The following is a 20,431-nucleotide window of genomic DNA, read 5'->3' as shown; positions in this document are numbered from 1 at the left end:
TGGAGCCGCGCGAGGGATGTGATACACATGTTTCACATGTGTATGACAAAACTGTCATACATGCGTGAATATTCTGTCAAGATGTTGGGAGTCGAATCTCGGTAAAAGAAAACCCCGGGACCGAAGTCCCGGGGTTTTACAGGTAGGAAACTAGCGCTGGACGGCGCCGAAGCGGTCAGCCGCAACGGCCACGGCCGCGGCGCGGGCTTCGGATGCCTCGTCCGCCGTCAGCGTGCGGTCGTTTGCCCTGAACCGCAGGCCGAAGGCCAAGGACTTCTTACCGTCCTCAATTCCCGGACCAACGTAGACGTCGAACAACGCAACGTCCTCGAGCAGCTCCCCGGCGCCTTCCCGGAGCGCAGACAGAACCTGGTCAGCGGGCACGTCCTGCGGAACCACCAAGGCAACGTCCTGTGTCGCCACCGGGAACCCGGAGATGTGCTTGGCGACAATGACGTCGGCAGCAGCGTCGAACAACGCCTCAACGTTAACCTCGACAGCCACGGAACGGGCCGGCATGTCGTGCGAAGCCAGGAGCTTGGGGTGGAGTTCCCCGGCGTAACCAACGACATCGCCGTTGCGCAGCGCGAGCTGGGCGGCACGCCCAGGGTGGAACGCCTGGTGGCTGCCCTGGCTGACAACCAGTTCGACACCAAGGACGTCGGCGATCAGCCTCGCGACATCAACGGCGTCCGCCCAATCCCAGGCACGCGGCTTGTGCGTTGCAGCGGCCGGAGAATCGTGGCCGGTGAGGACAGCGCCGATGTGCAGCGGCTGGTGAGGGACGCCGTCGTACAGCGCATCCAGAACCTCATCGCTGGGCTTGGCGCCCAGCGGCGGGATGGATTCGGTTCCGAGCTTGTCACCCGGGAGGAAGACCGAGCCGGCCTCATAGAGCGCAAGATCGCGGAATCCGCGCGAGTGGTTCCGGCGGGCGACCTCGATAAGGCCCGGCAGGATGGAGGTACGGAGGTAACCGTGTTCCTCGCTGATCGGGTTGGCAAGCTTCAGTGCCGGGCGCGGCGCACCTTCCTCCGCCACGCCGAACGTGTCATTGGCAGCCTTGGTGACGAACGGGTAGGACAGCACCTCGGTCAGGCCGGCATCAGCCAGCGCCTGCACTACGCGACGCTTCTGCTGCTGCGTGCGGCTCAAGCCCCGCCCCGGAGGCGCCACCGGCAAGGTCGCCGGAATGTTGTCATAGCCGACGAGGCGCGCGATTTCCTCGGAGAGGTCTTCCTTGGTTTCAAGGTCGTTGCGCCAGCTGGGGGCAGTGACGCGGTATCCGGTAGCGGTCTTCTCCACGACGGCCCCCAGGTCCTCCAGGGAGGTGGTGATCTGCTCTTCAGTGAAGTCGATACCGATCCGCGCTGAGGCGAAACCTGCAGGCAGGTCGATCACGACGGCGTCAGGCGCGGTCCCGACGTCGGTACCGGCCTGATCCGCTGTTCCACCGGCGAGCTCCACCAGGAGATCGACCACGCGCTGCGCGGCAATGTTGGCAACGTGCCAGTCAACGCCACGCTCGAATCGCTTGGACGCTTCGGACGGCAGCTTGTGTCGGCGGCGGGAGCGGGCGATGGACACTTCATCAAAGTGCGCCGCCTCCACCAGGATGTTCGTGGTGGAATCTGACACCTCCGTGTGCGCACCGCCCATGACACCGGCAATGCCGATGGCACCGGAGTCATCTGTGATCAGCAGGTCCTCGACGTCGAGCGTACGTTCCTTGTCGTCGAGGGTAGTGATCTTCTCCCCTGCGACAGCGCGGCGGACAACGATGTCGCCCGCCAGCTTGTCGAGGTCGTAGCAGTGGTTGGGTTGACCCAGCTCCAGCATGACGTAGTTGGAGATATCCACGGGCAGCGAGATGCTCCGCACGCCCGCGAGGCGGAGGCGCGAGGACATCCACGGCGGGGTCGGACGGGAAGCATCCACGCCCCGCACGGTGCGGGCAACAAAGCGGTCACAGCCAGGCTTGCCGTAAATGGGCGCGTCATCGTTAAGCTTCACGCCGTAGCCACCCTGCAGGGAGGCAGGCGCGTTGACCTTGGACGCGGGGTCCACGAAAGACGTTCCAGTGGCGTGGGCGTATTCCCGGGCAACGCCACGGATGGAGAACGCGTAACCACGGTCGGGCGTGACGTTGATTTCGGCTGCCTGGTCATAGAGACCCAGCAGTTCCATCGCGTCGGTACCGATTTCCGGGTCAAGTCCAATGCGGGAGAGGACGAGGATGCCGTCGTGGTCATCACCGATGCCGAGCTCGCGGACAGAAGCGATCATTCCCGCAGACAGGTGTCCGTAGGTTTTGCGGGCGGAGATCTGGAAGTTGCCAGGCAGGACAGCGCCAGGCAGGGTGACTACCACCTTGTCGCCTTCAACAAAGTTATGGGCACCGCAAATAATTCCCTGCACACCCGAGGGGTCGATGCCCTTGCCGTTGAGGGTCTGCTCCTGTCCTTCCGGAACGACGCGGACCTGGCACCAGTTGATGGTCTTGCCGTTGGTCTGCGGTTCCTTGACCAGGCTCAGGACCTGGCCAACAACGATCGGCCCCTTGAGCTCGTCCGTGGGACGGTGTACGTCTTCTTCTTCGAAGCCGACCTTGACCAGGTCCGCCATGACGTCTTCGGCCGTTGCGTCGGCCGGAACCTGCGCGAATTCACGCAGCCAGGAAAGTGGGATACGCACTGTTAGATCTCCATCCCGAAGTGCTCGCTGAAACGTACATCGCCTTCGATCATGTCGCGCATGTCGCCGACTTCGTTGCGGAACATGAGCGTGCGCTCAATGCCCATGCCGAAGGCAAAACCTGAATAGACGTCCGGGTCAATACCGGCCGCCCGGAGGACGTTGGGATTGACCATGCCGCAGCCACCCCATTCGATCCACCGCGGGCCACCCTTGGCGCCGGGGTGCCAGATGTCCAGTTCCGCAGACGGCTCCGTGAACGGGAAGTAGTTGGGGCGCAAGCGGATGGAAGCCTCATCTCCGAACATCTGGCGCGCGAAGTGCTCCAAGGTGCCGCGGAGGTCCGCCATGCTGAGGTTCTTGTCGATGGCCAGGCCCTCGAACTGGTGGAAGACGGGCGTGTGCGTGGCGTCGAGCTCATCGGTGCGGAACACCTTGCCCGGGCACAGCACGTAGATGGGCACCTCGCGCTCCAGCATCGAACGGACCTGCACTGGAGAAGTGTGGGTGCGCATGAGCAGGTGTGCTTCAGGAGGCTCCACGAAGAACGTGTCCTGCATTTCACGTGCCGGGTGGTCCGGCTTGAAGTTCAAGGCATCGAAGTTGAACCACTCGGATTCGACTTCCGGGCCCTCGGCGATTTCCCAGCCCATGCCGACGAAGATGTCCGACACCCGGTCCTGCAGGGTGGACAGCGGGTGGCGCGCACCGGCACGACGCCGACGCGGGGCCGCGGTGACATCAACCGTTTCCTCGATCAGGATGCGGGCGTCATTCTCTGCTTCAAGCACCTGGGTCCTGGCGGCGAGCGCCTGGTTAACCCTGCCGCGCGAGGAGCCCATGAGCTTACCGGCGGCCGCCTTGTGCTCCTTGGCCAGGCCACCGATTTCGCGGTTGGCAAGGCTCAGGGGCGACTTCTCGCCCGTGTGGGCAAGGCGGACAGCCTTGAGTTCATCAAGGGAGGAAGCTGCCCCAATAGCGGCGATGGCGTCCTCGACGGCGGCGTTGATGGCGGCCTCATCCAGCGGATTCGGGATGGCGGCGCCTGGCAAAGTGTCAGTCATCTACTGTTCTTAGCTACGAGTTGGGAGCGGCCGGCAAGGCAGGCCTGCAAAACGAAAGGGTAGTGCTCACCGCGGACGGCGGGCACTACCCTTCAGTCTAGTTGAAGCGCACCGGCGTGGTTTAACCGCCGGATGTCAACAGTTCGACGGCGGCAAGCCGCCTGCGCTCCTAGGCCCCCGACGCCGGTGGCGCGGTGGGCGGCGGAGGTACCTGGCCGTCGTCGTGCGCAGCGCCTGCCTGGGGCGCCTGCTGTGTTCCTGGCCTGTAGCCCTGGCCTGCCCAGTCCTGCTGCGGCGGTTGGGCTGAAGGCCCGACCGGCGGCTGGGGCGTGGCGTAACCCTGCTGCTGGGCAGGGTAAGCCGGCTGGCCTGCGTAGCCCTGCTGGGGCTGGCCGTTCCAGACCGGGCCGTTGGGTGCGGCCCCTGCGAGCGCCGGCGACTTGCGGGAGGAATTCCTCCGCAACAGCACGAACAGCAGGACCAACGCCGCGGCGACCACCAGGACAGCCACCAGGGTCCAGATGATCCACATGGGAATGCCGGGGTTGGCCTCGGCCTTCACCTGCACTGCCGTTTCGTTGATCGAGAGCATGTCAAAAGTCGCCGTGTTGCCGTCGACAACTGCGCCCTTGGCCTCCACTACCTTCCCGGGGAAGGTGAACTTGACGGAGGCTTCGTCGAACATTGACTTGGCCATGCTGGAGGCCTGGGGATCACTGGCATCGGTGCCTGTGACGCTTCCCATCGACATGATGTAGAAGTCGCCGTCCCTTTTCAGGTCAAAAGGGTTCTCCGAGCTGGACGACTCGGCCAGCTTGGCCGGGTCGAGGTTCACTGCCGTGATCCGTTTGCCCTTGTACTTTTCGTCTTCGTAGTCCACAACGGTGGCACCCTCAGGAATATCCATTTCCTGGCTGCCGCTGCCGTTGGACTTCATGAATTCGTCGAAGGACTTATCGCCCAGAACGGACTTCTGGATCGCGTAGACGACCTCGTAGTCGACACTTTTTTCGTTGTTGACCTTCACCGACATGTTGAGCTTGACGCATCCGGTCAAGGCCACCATCACGGCTATCAGCACACCGATCACGCCCATGGCGCGTTTGACGTTCATTTCTTCTTTCCCCCATTCATCACCTGCACGAGTGAGTGCTGCAACAGCGTATCCCCGCCTGCCGGCCCCCGCCACACGCAACGGGGCTAGCATGGCTTCATGACACCCGGTCAACGCCTGCGGCAGGCAGCCAACGTGCTGAATCTGTCCACACCTCTGGGCCTGGCGGTGGCCCTCGCGTCCCGCTCCACGCTCTCGAAGGGACCGCGAGGCCTCCTGATAGCAGCCGGGTACAGCTGGAAGCTTCCTTTCGCCGGCGCTTTTACCGTGGGGAACGTCATCCTGTACCGGGCACCGCATGGTATTGCGGGAAGCGACCCAGTGCTCCTGGGACACGAAGAACGCCACAGCACCCAGTACGCGTACTGCCTGGGCCTGCCCTTCTTCGCCCTCTATGGAGCAGCGGCCTGCTGGTCCATGGTCCGCACCGGGAACCCTGGAAGGGCGAACTTCTTCGAGCGCCAGGCCGGGCTGGAGGCAGGCGGCTACCTTGAGTCGCCCAACCGCGGGCAGCATCGGCAGACCGACCATCGAATGGAGGCTTAGGCATGGAACGAACCATCACAGTGACCGGAACCGGAACCGCAACGGCGGTTCCGGACCTGGTGACATTGACTCTCGGCGTCGAAACCCGTCGGGAGACCGCAGCGAAAGCATATGACGACGCCGGCAGGTCGGCGGCCGCGGTCGCCGCCGCTTTGCGCACTGCCGGGGTCGCGGACGCCGAGCTTCGAACGAGCGGATTGAACCTGCGCGCCGACCTCGTGTGGGTCGAAGGGCAGGGCCAGAAGGTGACGGCCTACGTGGCCTCCACGACGCTGCACGTCGGGATACGTTCCCACGCTGACGCGCCCGCCGCCATCGCCGCGGCGGTAGCCGCCGGAGGTGACGACATCCGCATCAACGGCCTGGAACAGGGCATGGCCGACCCCTCGGCTGTCACGGCACAAGCGCAGGAAGCGGCGTGGCGGGACGCAGTGGCCCGCGCCGAACAGTACGCAGGCCTTGCGTCGGCCAGTCTTGGATCGGTGATCACGATCTCCCATCAACCGGCACAAAGTAGCCCCATCCCCGTGGGTGGACTGGTCCGCGCCTCCTTCGCCGCTGAGGCCTTGCCGGTCGAGGCGGGTGAGTCCGCCGTTTCGGCCAGTGTCATCGTGCAATGGGAATTGATCTAGTGGATGGCCCCTGCCCCCAGCTTGGAATCGACCTGTGTGTTAAGTGAAGTCCTGACAACCACCGCAATCCCTTGGGCGGTGACGTCAAGCGGCATTGAAGGGGCCGAGCCACCAGGGGGTACCTGCTCCGGAGCATAGGGAACGTGAATGAAGCCACCCCGGACGCCCGGCCGGGCCGCCAGCGAATGCATGAGGCCAAAAAAGAGGTGGTTGCAGACGTAGGTACCGGCCGATTGGGAGATTTCACCCCTGATACCTGCAATCTGGAGGCTTCTCAAAGCGGCTTTGATGGGCAGGCCGGAGAAGTAGGCTGCCGGGGCTCCTGGGACAACTTCCTCGTCAATGGGCCGCTGGCCTTTGTTATCCGGAATCCTCGCGTCGTCGCAGTTGATGGCAACACGTTCCAGCGATATCCGGTCCCGGCCTCCCGCCAAGCCCACGGCCACAACGATTTCCGGCTCGAGGCGTGACACGGCGTCGTCGAGAACCGTCACCGATTCGCCAAAAACGCACGGCAGCTCGATGGCTTCCACAGCGAGGCCCTCCGCTTGCAGCAACTGCCTGGCACGTTGGACAGCAAGCCAGGAGGGGTTGAGGGTTTCCTGACCGAAAGGTTCGAAGCCCGTAAGGAGAATCATGGGCCAACCATAGCAACGCCTGGTCCCCCACCGGCATGGGAGTTCGAAGCCTTGACATTCATTCGAACATACCTTCGAATAGAGTTCATGAGATGGGACGCACAAGCACTTTCACCGACGCGTGAACCGGCACCGGAAACGGCCGGCAGCCCGGCTCCAGGCCCTGCCCCGGCAATGGACGCCCTGCTGCCCTTGGCCGGGCTTGTGCGTTCCGTCTCTACACCCGAATTCTCCGGAGTCACCTTCCATGAGGTCACCGCCAAGTCAGTGCTCAACAAGGTGCCTTCGGGTTCCAATATGCCGTTCGAATGGACGGTCAACCCCTACCGCGGGTGCAGCCATGCCTGTGTCTACTGCTTCGCACGCAAGACCCACACCTATTTGGAATTCGATGCCGGCCGCGACTTCGACTCCCAGGTGGTCGTCAAGATCAACGCAGCCGAGGTACTCCGCAAGGAACTGGCCAAACCTTCCTGGGGACGCCACCAGGTAGCCCTCGGCACCAACACGGACCCATACCAAAGGGCTGAAGGCCGCTACGCCTTGATGCCTGGCATCATCCGGGCCCTCGCCGATTCGGGCACACCGTTCTCCATCTTGACCAAAGGCACCCTGCTGGCCCGTGACATTCCCCTGCTGAAGCACGCCGCCACCCAGGTTCCGGTGGATCTTGGGATCTCGCTGGCCATGACCAACCAGGACCTCGCTGCCCTCATCGAACCGGGAACGCCCTCTCCCAAGGCACGGTTGAAGCTCATTGCCCGCCTTCGGGATACAGGTCTGGGCTGCGGCGTCATGGCGATGCCCATCCTTCCGTGGCTCACTGATTCCGACGAAGCCCTCGATTCGCTGTTCTCGGAATTGGCCCGGGCCGGAGCCACGGGTGTCTCCGCCGGTGCCCTCTACCTCAAGCCTGGCACCCGCGAGTGGTACATGAAGTGGCTTGCCGCAGAACACCCCGAGCTGGTGGGCAAGTACCGGCGCCTCTATGGCAATGGCTCATACGCCTCCAAGGAGTACCGTGCGTGGTTGTCGGGCAGGACCAATCACTTCAAGGCCAAATACGGTTTCACGGGCAGTTCCGGATTCAGTCACCGCAATGCGCGGTACACAGCGGCGCAGGCAGCGTCACCGGCCGGGGCAGCAGCCGCTCCCCTGCCGGGACAACAGTCACTGTTCTAGCTTCCACCCGCCCGCGTCAGGCGGGCGTGGACACCCGCTCCAGGAGTGCCTGAACAATCGGGAGGTCAGCTGGTATCCAAGGCAGGGCCAGTGCCTCCCCCTGATCGGCCAGCGGGACCCAGCGGAGTTCGTCGTGGTCTTCCAGTGCTGCAGGCTGACCCGCTGTCACTTCAGCGAACCACACGCGCATGGAGGCCCGCTGATTGAGCGCCCACCCGGCGGCGTTGCCCGATTCCAGCTCGAGGCCGAGCTGAACTTCGATTCCCAACTCCTCCGCGAGCTCACGATGCAAAGCGTCCTCCGGGGTCTCACCGGACTCGACCTTGCCACCAGGGAATTCCCACATGCCCGCGAACTGTGGTGGGGCCGTACGTCGGGCAACCAGCAATCTTTCCGGCGCTTCCAAAGAATCGACAATAGCCGCACCAACGACGTTTATCACTGCAGTCACCGCAACAGTCTAAGGGCCGGACCATGGGCATGGTCACAGCGGTAACGCCCGGTCCCGCCAGCGAACTAGACTTGTTATCGGATTTTCTCCCATTTTTCCCAGCCCAAACGTCGCCCCCAGAAGCAGGTTTATGTCTACCACCGTGTCCCAACCCGTTGCCGTCAAGAAGCCAGGACGCCACCTTGGCTTGGCCATCCTGGCTTTGGCCATGGGCGGGTTTGCCATCGGCACCACAGAGTTCGCCATGATGGGCCTGTTGAAGGAGGTTGAGACGGGACTGGGAATCAGTACCCCGCAAGCGGGCAGCCTTATCTCGGCGTACGCCCTGGGAGTAGTGATCGGTGCCCCCGTCTTTGCCGCCCTGGGAGCCAAGCTGCCCCGCAAGCATCTGGCGCTCGGCCTCATGCTTTTCCTTGCAGTGGCCAACCTGACGTCGTTCATTGCTCCGGACTACGGTTTGATGCTGTTGTCCCGCTTCGCTTCGGGCCTTCCGCATGGAGCGTTCTTCGGGGTGGCAGCCGTCATCGCTGCGGGCCTCGTGGCTCCCACCAAGCGCGGCTGGGCGATCTCCATGGTCATGGCCGGCCTGACGGTCTCGAATGTCATCGGAGTCCCCTTGGCCACCTGGGTGGGCCAGACCTTTGGCTGGCGCCTGCTCTTTGTCATCGTCGGCGCCATCGGCCTGCTGACGGTTGCCATGATGTGGAAGTTTGTCCCCTTCGAAGCCGCGCACCCGGACGCCAGCATCCGACGGGAACTTGGAGCACTCAAGAGGCTCCAGGTATGGCTGGCCCTCCTGATCGGCATCATCGGCTTCGGTGGCTTCTTCGCCGTGTACACCTACATCGCCCACACCATGACCTCGGTGGCGGGTATCCCCGAAAACCTCATTCCCGCCGTCGTTGCCCTATATGGTCTCGGCATGGTTGTCGGAAACATCATCGGCGGCCGGCTGGCGGACAAGTCCGTGATGGGTACCATCTACTGGGTCATGCCCGGGATCGCCGCCGCCCTGGTGGTGTACGCCATCGCAGCCCACTGGGCTTGGTCTGCCTTCCTGATGGCCTTTGTGGTCGGTGGCATCGGTTCGATGCTGACACCGGCACTGCAGACCAGGCTCCTCGATTCAGCCCCTGGGGCTGCCTCGCTGGCTTCCTCGCTGAACCACTCAGCCCTCAACATCGCCAACGCCCTGGGTGCTTTCCTGGGTGGCACGGTCATTGCCTGGGGCTGGGGTTACGTTGCCCCCGCCTTGGTAGGTGCGGTTCTTGCCCTCCTGGGCCTGGGTGTTGCTGTCATCAGTGGCGTGGTGGAACGCAGGAGCGCCCTGGCTGCCTGATCGTCCGTCGCATTAACGACCAATGGCTCCGCTTCGGCGGAGCCATTGGTCGTTAATCAGCGTGATGCCCTTAGGCCTGGGCCTGTACCCGCTCAATGTCGGGTTCAAGGTAGATGACCCGGGCGATCGGAACTGCTGCCCGGATCCGCTGCTCGGCGTCGTCAATTCCCTTGGCGATCTCTTCGCCTGTCTCAGAGGCTCCCATGGAGATTTTGGCGGCCACCAGCAACTCTTCCGGTCCGAGGTGCATGGTCTTGAGGTGGATGATCCGGGTCCCGTCGGCCTGCAGGGCTTCGGAGATGCGCTGGACGTCTTCCTTCGTGGCGGACTCCCCCAACAGCAGCGATTTGGTTTCCATGGCCAAAACGACGGCGATGGCTACCAGCAGCAAGCCGATCATCGCGGTCCCGAGGGCGTCCCAGACTCCGTCTCCGGTAACCAGGGTCATGCTGACGCCGAAGAGTGCGAAGACCAAGCCCAGCAGTGCGCCGAAGTCTTCGAGCAAAATGACGGGCAGTTCCGGTTGCTTGGCGTTGCGGACAAACTTGACCCAGCTTTGCTTGCCGCGGACGTGGTTCGACTCGATGATTGCCGTGCGGAAGGAGAAACCTTCAGCGATGATCGCCCCTACCAGGACAGCCAAGGGAACCCACCAGAAGCCTCCCTCGATGCCGTGCGGATGCTGGAACTTCTCCCATGCCTCGTACAGAGCAAACAGGCCACCGACGCTGAACAGCACAATGGAGACAATGAAGGCGTAGATGTAGCGTTCGCGGCCATAGCCGAACGGATGCTCCGGGCTTGCGGCCCGCTTGGAACGCTTGCCTCCAACCAGCAGCAGAACCTGGTTACCGGAATCGGCCACCGAGTGGATTGCCTCCGCGAGCATGGACGATGACGCCGTCAGGAAAAACGCAATGAACTTCAAAACAGCAATGGTCAGATTGGCGGCCAGAGCCGCCACAATCGCTTTGGTACCGCCACCAGCAGCCACGAAAGCTTCACCTCTTCGGATATGGGAAAGAATGGGAAAGGCCAAGAAGAGTCGTCATCGTCTGATCTTGCAAGCATTACCGTACCCGGCAGGGCGGTATTTACACATTCTCCACTCTGGCGCCTTGCTGCGAACGCGCACTCGCGTAAAGACACACTGTGGCCGCAGTGCCCAGGTTCAAGCTTTCTGCTGCTCCATAGACAGGCACGGCAACCCGGTGGTCCGCCAGTGCCAGTTCATCGTCTGACAGGCCTTGCGCCTCATTGCCGAAGAGCCACGCGGTAGGGGCTTCCAGGGCATAGTCGGACGCCACGGAGTCATTGCCCAACCGCCGGGCGGCATTTTCGTCCTGGAGCTTGTCCAGGTTCAGGGTTCCGTAACCGTCAGCGGCAAGGATTCCGATCCCGCGCTCCCGGCACTCGGCCGCCAGTTCCTTGACGTCCACGCCCAGGACTACTGGAAGATGAAAGAGCGAACCGGCGGTGGAGCGGACAGCCTTCGGGTTGTAAATGTCCACGCTGGAGCCGGTCAGGACTACGGCGTCCGCCCCTGCCGCATCAGCGGCACGAAGCACAGTACCGGCATTGCCGGGGTCACGCACCTGGCACATGACCGCGAGCAGCCGGGGACCGGCGTCGAGCACTGATTCCAGGCTGACGTCCACAAAACTGCAGACCGCCACGATCCCCTGGGGATTGACGGTGTCCGCCATGGCGGACAGAACGTCATCGCTCGCCAACCGGAGCAACGTACCCTGCGCCAGGTCGGCGAGCTCGGGCAGGCGGTCAAGGCACGCCTCGCTGGCAAAAACTTCATGCACGACGGCGGCTCCACCGGCCGCCGTACGCTCACGGTGGAGGGTCAGCGCCTCACGCACCGCCTGCGGACCTTCAGCAAGGAAGCGTCCGCGCTTTAAACGCGCCGGGCGCCCGGCAAGCTTGCCGACGTCCCTCACCCGATCTGCTCGGGGGTTGGTCATCGGAAAGTCTTGCGGGCGCCCGGTTTCGTTCATATATAGAACTTTAGTGGCAGTTGCGACTAGTTCTTGATCTGCTGGCGGGCTTCGCCGCCGGCCGGCTCGAAACCGGCAGCCTTTGCAGCTTCGACCGTGGAGAACCAGTACTCAGCAGCGGTGGTGTTGTACCAAGTGGAACCCGGTACGTGGTACTTCTTGGACTCGGCGTTGCCCTTGATGGCGTAGCCTTCCGGAGCCTCGTCACCGTCGGCGGCAACTGCGCCGTCGATTGCCGGCTTCTCGGAAACGACAGCCTTGACAGCCGGAGCCGTAGCAACGGCTGGAGCAACCTTGGCCTTCGGGGCAGCCTTGGCAGCCGGAGCGGAGGTGTCGGCCGGGAGTGCACCCTTGGCAACGTTCACCAGAGCGGCGAAAGCGTTGGCGTCGGAGACAGCCAGTTCGGCCAGCATGCGGCGGTCAACCTCAACCTCAGCAGCCTTCAGGCCCTGGATGAGACGGTTGTAGGTGAGGCCGTTGGCGCGGGATGCAGCGTTGATACGCTGGATCCAGAGGCGACGGAAGTCGCCCTTCTTCTTGCGGCGGTCGCCGTAGCTGTACACAAATGAGTGCAGCAGCTGTTCTTTTGCCTTGCGGTACAGGCGCGAACGCTGACCGCGGTAACCCTTGGCGCGTTCGAGGACAACCCGGCGCTTCTTGTGGGCGTTTACCGCCCGCTTCACACGTGCCACGTGCGTACTCCTTCAGAAATCTTTATCCCAAGCTGCTACTGCCGGAATCCCGGCTGGCCTGAGAAGGCTTTTGGTGTAGTCGGTCCCTGCCGGATGGCAGTAACCAAAGAACTTGGAACTTAGAGGCCGAGCATCTTCTTGATGACCTTGGCGTCACCCTTGAAGACGAGCTTGTCGCCGGCGAGGCGACGGGTCAGCCGGGAGGACTTGTGCTCCAGGTAGTGACGGCGGTTGGCCTGCTGACGCTTCAGCTTGCCCGAACCGGTCAGCTTGAAGCGCTTCTTAGCACCGCTGTGGGTCTTCATCTTCGGCATGGGAACCGATCTCCTTACGTATCCACGGACAAGTCCGCGATTCTATCGCGCAGCCGGCCAACGGGGGCCGACGTGCTGGTTGCTTGCCGGTGGAGGCGAGGCCTCCGCGGCGTTGAACTAGGTGGTCTTGCGTGCTGCAGGCTTCGGCGCGGCCTTGGGGGCTGCAGGCCGGGCTGCGGGCTTGGGAGCCGCCGGCTTGGCGACAGGCTTGGGGGCCGAGGGAACTGCAGGCTTCGGAGCCGCCGCCGGAACAGCAGGCTTGGGAGCCGTAGCTTCCGGAGCGGCCTTGGGAGCCGGGGTCTCCTCAGCAACGGGAGCTTCCTCCGCAACCGAAACTTCCTCAGCAGCAGGAGCCTCTTCTGCAGCCGGAGCAGCTTCTTCGACAACCTGGGCATCTTCAGCTGGGGGAGCTTCAGGTGTTGCTTCTGCGGGCGCCGGAGCTTCCTGCGTGGTTTCCGCTTCGGCCACCTTGAAGCCTTCGGGCAGAAGGTCAGCAATGCTCTGCGTCAGCGGAGCCTGCTCCCCCGTGGTGTCCACGCGCGCTGCGGCCTTGGCTTCGTTCTGCGCCTTGGCTTCTGCGCGCTGGCTGGCACGGCGGGCTTCAGCCTTGGCTTCTGCCTTGTTCTTCAGCGGTCCGATCACCATGACCATGTTGCGGCCATCGATGCGCGGGCTGGACTCGATGACGCCAACTTCAGCCACATCTTCAGCGAAACGCTGCAGCAGGCGGATGCCCATTTCGGGACGCTGCTGCTCACGGCCGCGGAACTGGATCATGGCCTTGACCTTGTCACCGGCTCCGAGGAAGCGCAGAGCGTGCCCACGCTTGGTTTCGTAGTCGTGCTTGTCGATCTTGAGGCGGAAACGAATTTCCTTGAGAACCGTGTTGGTCTGGTTCTTGCGGGCTTCGCGCGCCTTCACTGCGGCTTCGTACTTGTACTTGCCGAAGTCCATCAACTTGCAAACAGGAGGCTTGGCCTGCGGCGCAACTTCAACGAGATCGAGATCGGATTCGGCAGCCAGACGCAGTGCGTCCTCGATGCGGACAATTCCTACCTGTTCGCCGGCAGGACCGACCAACCGCACCTCGGGGACGCGGATACGCTCATTGATTCTTGGCTCGCTAATGTTAAAGCTCCTGTGGTTGTGGTGGTGTCACCGGCAAAAAGAGAAGGCCCCCAATTGCTGGCGCAATCGAAGGCCTCGAAGATCGGCTGCACTTCCCCAACGGGAAAGTACGCACAGCCGGGGATAAACCCCGGAGTGTCCGACCAGGTACCCGGCAACCTCTTGTCCCGTGAGGGAATCCTGTCCCCGAAGGGAAACGGCTGACGCGGGTGGGAGAGAACTCCGCTTGCAAACTGAAAGACAATTCTACAGAAACAACCCGCCAAGCGCACATTGTGGCTGGCGGGCCTGTTGACTACAGATCTTCACCGCGGATATCCATGGTGAATAACGACTTCCAGTCGGTCTGTGACAAGCTTACCAGTATGAGCACTGAAGACAGCAATTCCCGCAACACCTTCGGCGGAGACGCCCCCGCCGCCGACGCCGGGGTCTCCCAGCAGATCCGTGACATCGCCGAGGTTCCGGCCGTGGAAGTCATCACTACCGGCGCCGTTCACCTGATGAGCGCGGCAGCCGTCAAGGTGGGGCTCGCGGACGACCCCAACGCAGAAGACCTCAAAGACCTGGACGAGGCCCGCAAGCTGATCACCGCACTTGCCGGCCTGGTATCCGCCGCCGCTCCCGAAATCGGTTCGCAGCACGCCGGCCCGTTGCGCGATGGCCTGCGCTCGTTGCAGCTGGCCTTCCGCGAAGCCTCCATCATCCCCGATGCCCCCGGCAAGGGCCCGGGCGAGAAGTTCACCGGTCCGGTGAACTAGCCGCGGACTGCCGGAATAACCACCGACGGCGGGTCGACCACATTGGTCGGCCCGCCGTCGTCGTCTGCTGACCCTGTTGCGCCTTAGACCCGGGCGGCACGACGACGGATGGACGTCAGGACCAAACCCGTAGCGCACAGCGCGACGCCGGCGATGCCGACCGCCGCGAATCCCCCGGACGGGCCGACAGTGTCGATGAAGACCCCGGCCAAGGGTGCGCCCAGCGCCACGCCTGCGGTGAGGGCAGAGCCATACCAGCCCATTGCCTCGCCGCGACGTTCCTCATCCACCAGATCGGCCACCTTCTCGGAGGATGCCGACAGGACCGGGGCGCACAAAAGGCCCGGAAGGAGCGAGAGGAACGCAAGGGTCCAGGTGTCATGGGCGAAGCCCATCGGAATGGTCAGCGCGGCCATGCCCAGCAGAAGGACCATGGGCGACACTGTCCGCTTCATTGAGCCGTAGATCAGGCCGCCGATCACCGACGCGGCACACCAGAAGAAGAACACAATGCCGATTTCATTTTGATGCCCGCCACGCTCCAGCAGCCCCACGATGCTGACGTCGGAGCCGCTGAGCACCATGCCCGAACCGGCTGCGACGGCGAAGAGCGCTGCAACAGAGACGGTAAACCAGGTGAAGTTCCTGGCCACCCGGTTCTTCAGCGCCGATGTACGCGAGGTGGCGGACGCCATTTCGGAGGCCGCTTCCTGGACGTGCGCAGGAGCCGATGCCACCATCGCGGCTTCCGCCGCGGCCAAATCAGCAGACTCGCGGTCAGCGGATTCCTCCGGAGTGCACGGGACGTCGCTGCGGGTCGGCGGGTTGAACCACATGAGGAAAAGTCCAGCCACTGAGACGGAGACACCTACGGCGGTGAGGCCGACGGCCGAAAAACCGCTCGTGGCCACCACGGCCCCCACGGCCGGACCAATCATGAAAACCAGCTCCGTGGCAATGGAGTCAAGGGCGAACGCCGAACGGCGCTGTTCCCCGTCCACCAGCACACCCAACGACTGGCGGACCACACTGAAGATCGGCAAGGTGAAGAGGCCACCGATAAAGACCAGCGGAAGCAGCCACTGATAGGAAACATGCGGCACAACCGACCAAATCACGGCTTCGGAAATGACCGAAGGGATCAAGGCCTTCCGCAGACCCACCATGTCCACCCGGCGGCCACGCCATGGCGCCCCCAAAGCGATGCCGATGGTCATGACCGCGGCCGCGGCACCCGCAGCGGCATAACCTTGCCCCAGCGTCTGGACAATGTGGAGGGTCAGGAGCACCCCGGCAGCGGAATGCGGTATGCGGGCAATCATGCCCACCACCAGCAGACGACGGACAGGCCGGATGGACAGCATCTCTTTGTAGAGAGCGAAGTTCACTCAATCCTCATTTCCCCGGGCAACCCCGGGGAACCGGACCTGCCATTAGTGCGGCGCGGGCTCCTGTGCTGCACGCTGCAGTTTGATCTCCATGGAGTCGACGCCTTCGGCAAAGGAATCCATGCTTGCCCATGCTTCGTTCAACTGGCCGACAAGCGTCTGGACCGCCGCGGCGTCCAGCCCGTCCTCAAGGAAAAGCACCACACGCAGTTCCGGACCTGCGCCGCCACCTTGCACCTGACGTCCATCGGACGTGAGGGATGCGACGCCACCACCAGCCTGCGTCTCAAGGCGCCGGACCGCGGCGAAGCCAGAAATAGTCGAAACGAGAGCAGTCTCCAGTTGATCATCCAGGTATGACGGCGTCCAGTCCTTCTGCTGGGCCAAGGCCCACAGTGCCGGACGCCTGACCACGAAGGCGAACTCGGAACCGGGATCCACAACCAGCAACTGGGCGCCTTCGGATACTGCCGAGAGCGCCGCCCGCGCGGCGTAAACAGCTACCGGGCGCGCCTGCGGGTGCCACAATTCCAAAGCGGCCGCAGAGGTGAAGACCGGCATTGCCGTCCGGCCGTCGGGAGCCTTGAGTGTGACCAATGCCATATCGGCCTGCTTGTCGGCATGCAGCCCGTCGACTCCTTCGGCTTCCTCGGCAAGTTGGGCCACGACCGGGACAAAAACCCGGGCCGTCGCCAAGGATGCCACCACGTCGGCTTCGCCGCCGGTGCCGTTGAACAGCCCCGCTATGGCAGCGAGGTAACCGGCGTCCGCGCTTCCGTCGTCGTCGTCGAAGTTGTGGATCTTGGCGTCGTCACCGGCCAGGCTTCTCCCGGCCCACGGCTGGCCGGCAGAATCCGTCGCCCCGCCCGCACCCGCCAAGGCCGCCGCGATGTGGCCCGGCAGTTCACGCCTCTGCTGCTGGTTGGACTCCGGCTCGTTGGATTCCGAGCCGGCTGAGTGGCGGCCCATCAGCGGCGGCCGGCCACGTCCAGGGCCTCGGGCAAGGTGAAGGCGCCGGCGTACAGAGCCTTGCCCACAATCGCGCCCTCAACACCGAGCGGCACCAGTTCGCGCAGGACACGGAGGTCCTCCAGGCTGGAGATACCACCCGAAGCCACCACCGGCTTCCCGGTCTTTTCCACCATCTGGCGCAGCAAATCCACGTTGGGACCCTGCAGGGTGCCATCCTTGGTCACGTCCGTCACCACGTAGCGGGCACAGCCTGCGTCTTCAAGACGGGCCAGGACCTCCCAGAGATCCCCGCCCTCCTTCGTCCAACCGCGGCCGGCAAGGGTGGTACCCCGGACATCGAGGCCGACGGCGATCTGGTCACCAAAGCGGTCGATGGCCTTCTTGGTCCAGTCCGGGTTCTCCAACGCAGCCGTGCCAAGGTTCACCCGGGCAACACCCAATTCCAGCGCACGCTCAAGTGACTCGTCATCCCGCAGGCCCCCGGACAGCTCCACCTTGACGTTGAGTTGCGACACGACCTCGCTGATGAGCGCGGCGTTGTTTCCCCGGCCGAAAGCGGCGTCCAGGTCAACCATGTGAACCCATTCCGCCCCGGCATTCTGCCAGTTGAGGGCTGCTTCAAGCGGAGTTCCGTAGCTCGTTTCCGAGCCTGCCTCTCCTTGCAGGAGGCGCACCGCCTGGCCGTCAACAATATCGACGGCAGGCAGGAGTTCCAGGACGGACTGGGAAGAGGTGGTCATGAGGGTCCTTGCAGTGTGAGGGTTCGCCGGCGTACCACGCCGCGATTCATTTGGCGGGAAGAGTCAGGAGGTAGGCGGCCAGCAGGGACATCCCGGCCAGCACGTAAAACGAGATGGAAACCCAGCGGGGTTTCTTCTGTTGATGGAAGGAGACTCCCCCACCCACCAGCAGTCCCGCCAGGCCCATAAGGACTACAGACCACATTCAGGCAGCACCGCTCCCGGACGCTTCCGGAGCGGGCTTGCGCAGGCCATCCACCCAGTTGCGCAGGAGCCTGGCCCCGGCATCCCCTGATTTCTCGGGGTGGAACTGAGTGGCACAGAGTGGGCCGTTCTCGACGGCGGCGATGAACCGTGCACCGTGCTCGGACCAGGTCACCTTCGGGGGCTCCATGCGCGGCTGGACAACATCGAAGTTCCATTCCTGCACGCCGTACGAGTGCACAAAGTAGAAGCGCTCCTGCTCGACCCCTGCGAAGAGCTTGGAACCTTCCGGGACATCCACCGTGTTCCATCCCATGTGCGGCACGACGGGCGCCGGAAGAAGCTCGACTTTGCCGGGCCATTCAGCCATGCCCTCGGACTCAGTGCCGTGCTCGACGCCGGCTTCGAACAGAACCTGCAGGCCCACGCAGATACCCAGGACCGGGCGCCCACCGGCGACACGACGTCCAATCATGCGGATGGCATCGACAGCTTTAAGTTCCTTCATCACGGTCTCGTAGGCCCCGACACCGGGGACAACCAGCCCGTCCGCGTTGAGCACGTCCTCAGGCTTGGAGCTGAGCAGCACGTGGGCACCCGCCCTCTCCAGGGCACGAACAGCGGAACGGACGTTGCCGGATCCGTAGTCCAGAACCGTCACCGTGGGCTTGCCTTCAGGCGACTCGGGCTTCACTGAAGCCGTGGGGTCAGCCACTGCTCCGTTTTTCAAGACTTGACCGCTCACAGCGCCCCCTTCGTGGATGGGATTCCCTCAACGCGGGGATCGGACTCGACGGCGGCGCGGAGTGCTCGCGCGAACGCCTTGAACTGGGCTTCGACAATGTGGTGCGGATCGCGGCCGGCGAGAACGTTCATGTGGAGGCAAATTCCCGCGTGCAAGGTGATCGCTTCGAAAACGTGCCGGGTCAACGAACCCGTGAAGTGCCCCCCGATGAGGTGGTACTCCTGTCCGGCGGGTTCACCGCCGTGCACCAAGTAAGGACGGCCGGAAACATCCACGACGGCGTGCGCCAGGGCTTCGTCCAACGGGACGGTGGCTTCGCCGAAACGACGGATGCCGGCTTTGTTGCCCAAAGCCGTACGCAGGACCTCACCGAAAGTGATGGCGACGTCTTCCACAGTGTGGTGGGCGTCGATGTGGGTGTCGCCGGTAGCCTTGACGGTCATGTCGATCAGCGAGTGCTTGCACAAGGCGGTCAGCATGTGGTCGTAGAAGGGAACAGAAGTGCTGATGTCCGAAATTCCGGAGCCATCCAGGTTGATCTCCACCAGCACGGAGGACTCACTGGTGCTGCGCTCCATGCGGGCAGTGCGGGCAGCGGACGGCGTAGCGCCGGTTTCGCTCATTGGGGACGTCCTTCTACAGGGAGGATGGGTAGGTCTATTGACAAGTTTAGGCGCGCTGGGAAACAGCACCGTCCAGGAGGGCTTCCAGCGCCTCCAGGAAAGCTGTGGTTTCCGGCTCGGTTCCAGCCGTGACGCGCAAGTGCCCCGGGATGCCGACATCGCGGATCAGCACGCCGGCATCGAGCAGGCCCTGCCAGATCGTGTGGGGATCCTCCAGTCCGCCGAAGAACACGTAGTTGGAGTCCGACGCCGCGGGTTTGAGACCCATGCGCAGAAGTTCCGTGACAATGCGGTCCCGCTGGACCTTGATGTCTTCGACGTCGGCCATGAGGGCCTCGCGGTGCGTCAACGCCGCGAGGGCGGTGGCCTGGGTGATGGCTGAGAGGTGGTACGGCAGGCGCACCAGCCTGATGGCATCGGTGACCTCCGGGGCCGCAGCCATGTAGCCAAGCCGCGCTCCGGCCAAGGCGAACGCCTTGCTCATGGTTCGGGAGACGATCAAACGCTCGCGCCCGGGCAGGAGGGTCAGGGCACTTGGAGTGTTGTCGTGGGCGAACTCGTGGTAGGCCTCATCCACAATCACGATGGCCTGGCTTGCTTCGCCGGCTTCATACACAGCCTCAACCACATCCAGGGTCAGACCTGTGCCCGTTGGATTGTTCGGCGAGCATAGAAAGACGATGTTGGCCCCGGTCTCACGGACCTGTTCGGCTGCCGATTGGGCATCGAGGCCGTAGTCGTCGGCACGAACGCCACGGATGTACTCGGTGTCCGTTCCGCTGGCCAGCAAGGGGTACATGGAGTACGTCGGAGGGAAACCAAGCGCTTTGCGCCCCGGACCGCCGAATGCCTGGAGAATCTGTTGCAGGACTTCATTGGAGCCATTGGCGGCCCAGATATTGTCGGCAGAGAGGCCGTGGCCAAGGTACTCAGCCAGGGCTACCCGAAGGTCGGTAAATTCACGGTCCGGATAGCGGTTCAAGCCTGTGGCGGCTGCCGCCACTGCCTCTGTAATGGCCGCCTGCACATCGGCAGGGACGCCATGGGTGTTTTCGTTGACGTTGAGCAATACGGGGACATCGAGCTGCGGTGCGCCGTAGGGGCTCAATCCACGCAGGTTGGTCCGGAGGGGAAGTCGGTCAAGTCGCTCAAGCTGCTCACTCACCACAACAGTTTAAGGGGCCACCGCGACTGCCGA

Annotated in this window: 22 protein-coding genes; 5 read left to right on the top strand and 17 right to left on the bottom strand. The window is 63.5% G+C overall.

Annotated features, from left to right (window positions below; translation table 11 throughout):
- Positions 1-150: 150 nt before the first annotated feature.
- From pheT to FDP28_RS18540, 3 genes are all read right to left on the bottom strand, one after another.
- Positions 151-2,694 carry a phenylalanine--tRNA ligase subunit beta gene (pheT, locus tag FDP28_RS18550; protein WP_144663074.1) on the bottom strand — a complete coding sequence of 848 codons (2,544 nt, stop codon included), beginning with the start codon at positions 2,692-2,694 and terminating at the stop codon, positions 151-153.
- 2 nt (positions 2,695-2,696) lie between these two features.
- The gene (pheS, locus tag FDP28_RS18545; protein WP_144663073.1) at positions 2,697-3,758 is read right to left on the bottom strand and encodes a phenylalanine--tRNA ligase subunit alpha; all 1,062 of its coding nucleotides are present in this window, start codon (positions 3,756-3,758) and stop codon (positions 2,697-2,699) included.
- Between the two features lie 169 nt (positions 3,759-3,927).
- Complete coding sequence (locus FDP28_RS18540; RefSeq protein ID WP_144663072.1) at positions 3,928-4,872, bottom strand: LppM family (lipo)protein; 945 nt, start codon at positions 4,870-4,872, stop codon at positions 3,928-3,930.
- A gap of 99 nt (positions 4,873-4,971) precedes the next feature.
- On the opposite strand from FDP28_RS18540, the gene FDP28_RS18535 reads away from it, so the two are divergent.
- Together FDP28_RS18535 and FDP28_RS18530 are read left to right on the top strand one after the other, a co-directional pair.
- The gene (locus FDP28_RS18535) at positions 4,972-5,418 is read left to right on the top strand and encodes a hypothetical protein (RefSeq protein ID WP_144663071.1); all 447 of its coding nucleotides are present in this window, start codon (positions 4,972-4,974) and stop codon (positions 5,416-5,418) included.
- Positions 5,419-5,420: 2 nt separating this feature from the next.
- Positions 5,421-6,050: an SIMPL domain-containing protein gene (locus FDP28_RS18530; RefSeq protein WP_144663070.1), complete on the top strand. Its 630-nt coding sequence runs from the start codon at positions 5,421-5,423 to the stop codon at positions 6,048-6,050.
- Here the strand turns inward: FDP28_RS18530 and pcp are convergent.
- Positions 6,047-6,688 (bottom strand): pyroglutamyl-peptidase I, encoded by a 642-nt coding sequence (gene pcp / locus FDP28_RS18525; RefSeq protein ID WP_144663069.1) that lies wholly within the window; start codon positions 6,686-6,688, stop codon positions 6,047-6,049. The two genes, FDP28_RS18530 and pcp, sit on opposite strands and share 4 nt — an antisense overlap.
- Positions 6,689-6,775: 87 nt before the next feature.
- On the opposite strand from pcp, the gene FDP28_RS18520 reads away from it, so the two are divergent.
- Positions 6,776-7,870, top strand: a complete 1,095-nt coding sequence (locus FDP28_RS18520; RefSeq protein WP_144663068.1) for an Rv2578c family radical SAM protein — start codon at positions 6,776-6,778, stop codon at positions 7,868-7,870.
- A 16-nt stretch (positions 7,871-7,886) separates the two neighbouring features.
- Here the strand turns inward: FDP28_RS18520 and FDP28_RS18515 are convergent, their stop codons facing one another.
- A complete protein-coding gene (locus FDP28_RS18515; protein ID WP_144663067.1) occupies positions 7,887-8,321 on the bottom strand; it encodes a (deoxy)nucleoside triphosphate pyrophosphohydrolase in 435 nt (144 codons plus the stop codon).
- Between the two features lie 130 nt (positions 8,322-8,451).
- On the opposite strand from FDP28_RS18515, the gene FDP28_RS18510 reads away from it, so the two are divergent.
- Entirely contained in the window at positions 8,452-9,660 is a 1,209-nt protein-coding gene (locus FDP28_RS18510; RefSeq protein WP_144663066.1) for an MFS transporter, read from the top strand.
- 70 nt (positions 9,661-9,730) lie between these two features.
- Here FDP28_RS18510 and FDP28_RS18505 read toward each other — a convergent pair whose 3' ends face one another.
- From FDP28_RS18505 to infC, 5 genes are all read right to left on the bottom strand, one after another.
- Entirely contained in the window at positions 9,731-10,654 is a 924-nt protein-coding gene (locus tag FDP28_RS18505) for a cation diffusion facilitator family transporter (protein ID WP_144663065.1), read from the bottom strand.
- Between the two features lie 100 nt (positions 10,655-10,754).
- Positions 10,755-11,666 carry a TrmH family RNA methyltransferase gene (locus FDP28_RS18500; RefSeq protein WP_144663064.1) on the bottom strand — a complete coding sequence of 304 codons (912 nt, stop codon included), beginning with the start codon at positions 11,664-11,666 and terminating at the stop codon, positions 10,755-10,757.
- Between the two features lie 26 nt (positions 11,667-11,692).
- Positions 11,693-12,358 (bottom strand): 50S ribosomal protein L20, sunset domain variant, encoded by a 666-nt coding sequence (rplT, locus tag FDP28_RS18495; RefSeq protein WP_144663063.1) that lies wholly within the window; start codon positions 12,356-12,358, stop codon positions 11,693-11,695.
- 119 nt (positions 12,359-12,477) lie between these two features.
- Positions 12,478-12,672: a 50S ribosomal protein L35 gene (gene rpmI / locus FDP28_RS18490; RefSeq protein WP_144663062.1), complete on the bottom strand. Its 195-nt coding sequence runs from the start codon at positions 12,670-12,672 to the stop codon at positions 12,478-12,480.
- Between the two features lie 117 nt (positions 12,673-12,789).
- Complete coding sequence (infC, locus tag FDP28_RS18485; RefSeq protein ID WP_397321068.1) at positions 12,790-13,758, bottom strand: translation initiation factor IF-3; 969 nt, start codon at positions 13,756-13,758, stop codon at positions 12,790-12,792.
- Between the two features lie 407 nt (positions 13,759-14,165).
- Here infC and FDP28_RS18480 point away from each other — a divergent pair, with 407 nt between their 5' ends.
- Complete coding sequence (locus FDP28_RS18480) at positions 14,166-14,561, top strand: DUF1844 domain-containing protein (RefSeq protein WP_144663060.1); 396 nt, start codon at positions 14,166-14,168, stop codon at positions 14,559-14,561.
- A gap of 83 nt (positions 14,562-14,644) precedes the next feature.
- Here FDP28_RS18480 and FDP28_RS18475 read toward each other — a convergent pair whose 3' ends face one another.
- From FDP28_RS18475 to FDP28_RS18450, 7 genes are read right to left on the bottom strand one after another with little or no spacing between them, the layout of a single operon-like run.
- Positions 14,645-15,949: an MFS transporter gene (locus FDP28_RS18475; RefSeq protein WP_144663059.1), complete on the bottom strand. Its 1,305-nt coding sequence runs from the start codon at positions 15,947-15,949 to the stop codon at positions 14,645-14,647.
- 45 nt (positions 15,950-15,994) lie between these two features.
- On the bottom strand, positions 15,995-16,918 hold the full coding sequence (locus tag FDP28_RS18470) for an SseB family protein (RefSeq protein WP_144663058.1): 924 nt from the start codon (positions 16,916-16,918) through the stop codon (positions 15,995-15,997).
- The gene (priA, locus tag FDP28_RS18465; RefSeq protein ID WP_144663057.1) at positions 16,918-17,661 is read right to left on the bottom strand and encodes a bifunctional 1-(5-phosphoribosyl)-5-((5-phosphoribosylamino)methylideneamino)imidazole-4-carboxamide isomerase/phosphoribosylanthranilate isomerase PriA; all 744 of its coding nucleotides are present in this window, start codon (positions 17,659-17,661) and stop codon (positions 16,918-16,920) included. Before priA ends, FDP28_RS18470 begins: the two co-directional genes overlap by 1 nt.
- A gap of 46 nt (positions 17,662-17,707) precedes the next feature.
- Positions 17,708-17,866 (bottom strand): hypothetical protein, encoded by a 159-nt coding sequence (locus tag FDP28_RS20630; protein WP_186313712.1) that lies wholly within the window; start codon positions 17,864-17,866, stop codon positions 17,708-17,710.
- A complete protein-coding gene (hisH, locus tag FDP28_RS18460; protein WP_144663056.1) occupies positions 17,867-18,610 on the bottom strand; it encodes an imidazole glycerol phosphate synthase subunit HisH in 744 nt (247 codons plus the stop codon).
- A complete protein-coding gene (gene hisB / locus FDP28_RS18455; RefSeq protein ID WP_144663055.1) occupies positions 18,607-19,233 on the bottom strand; it encodes an imidazoleglycerol-phosphate dehydratase HisB in 627 nt (208 codons plus the stop codon). Before hisB ends, hisH begins: the two co-directional genes overlap by 4 nt.
- Before the next feature lie 46 nt (positions 19,234-19,279).
- Positions 19,280-20,398 (bottom strand): histidinol-phosphate transaminase, encoded by a 1,119-nt coding sequence (locus tag FDP28_RS18450; RefSeq protein ID WP_144663054.1) that lies wholly within the window; start codon positions 20,396-20,398, stop codon positions 19,280-19,282.
- Between the last annotated feature and the right edge of the window lie 33 nt (positions 20,399-20,431).

The sequence above is a fragment of the Paenarthrobacter nicotinovorans genome, assembly GCF_007670255.1.
Taxonomy (GTDB): Bacteria; Actinomycetota; Actinomycetes; order Actinomycetales; family Micrococcaceae; genus Arthrobacter; species Arthrobacter nicotinovorans_B.
The sequence above is the reverse complement of the archived record's forward strand: the minus strand, read 5'-3'. Positions and strand labels throughout refer to the sequence as shown.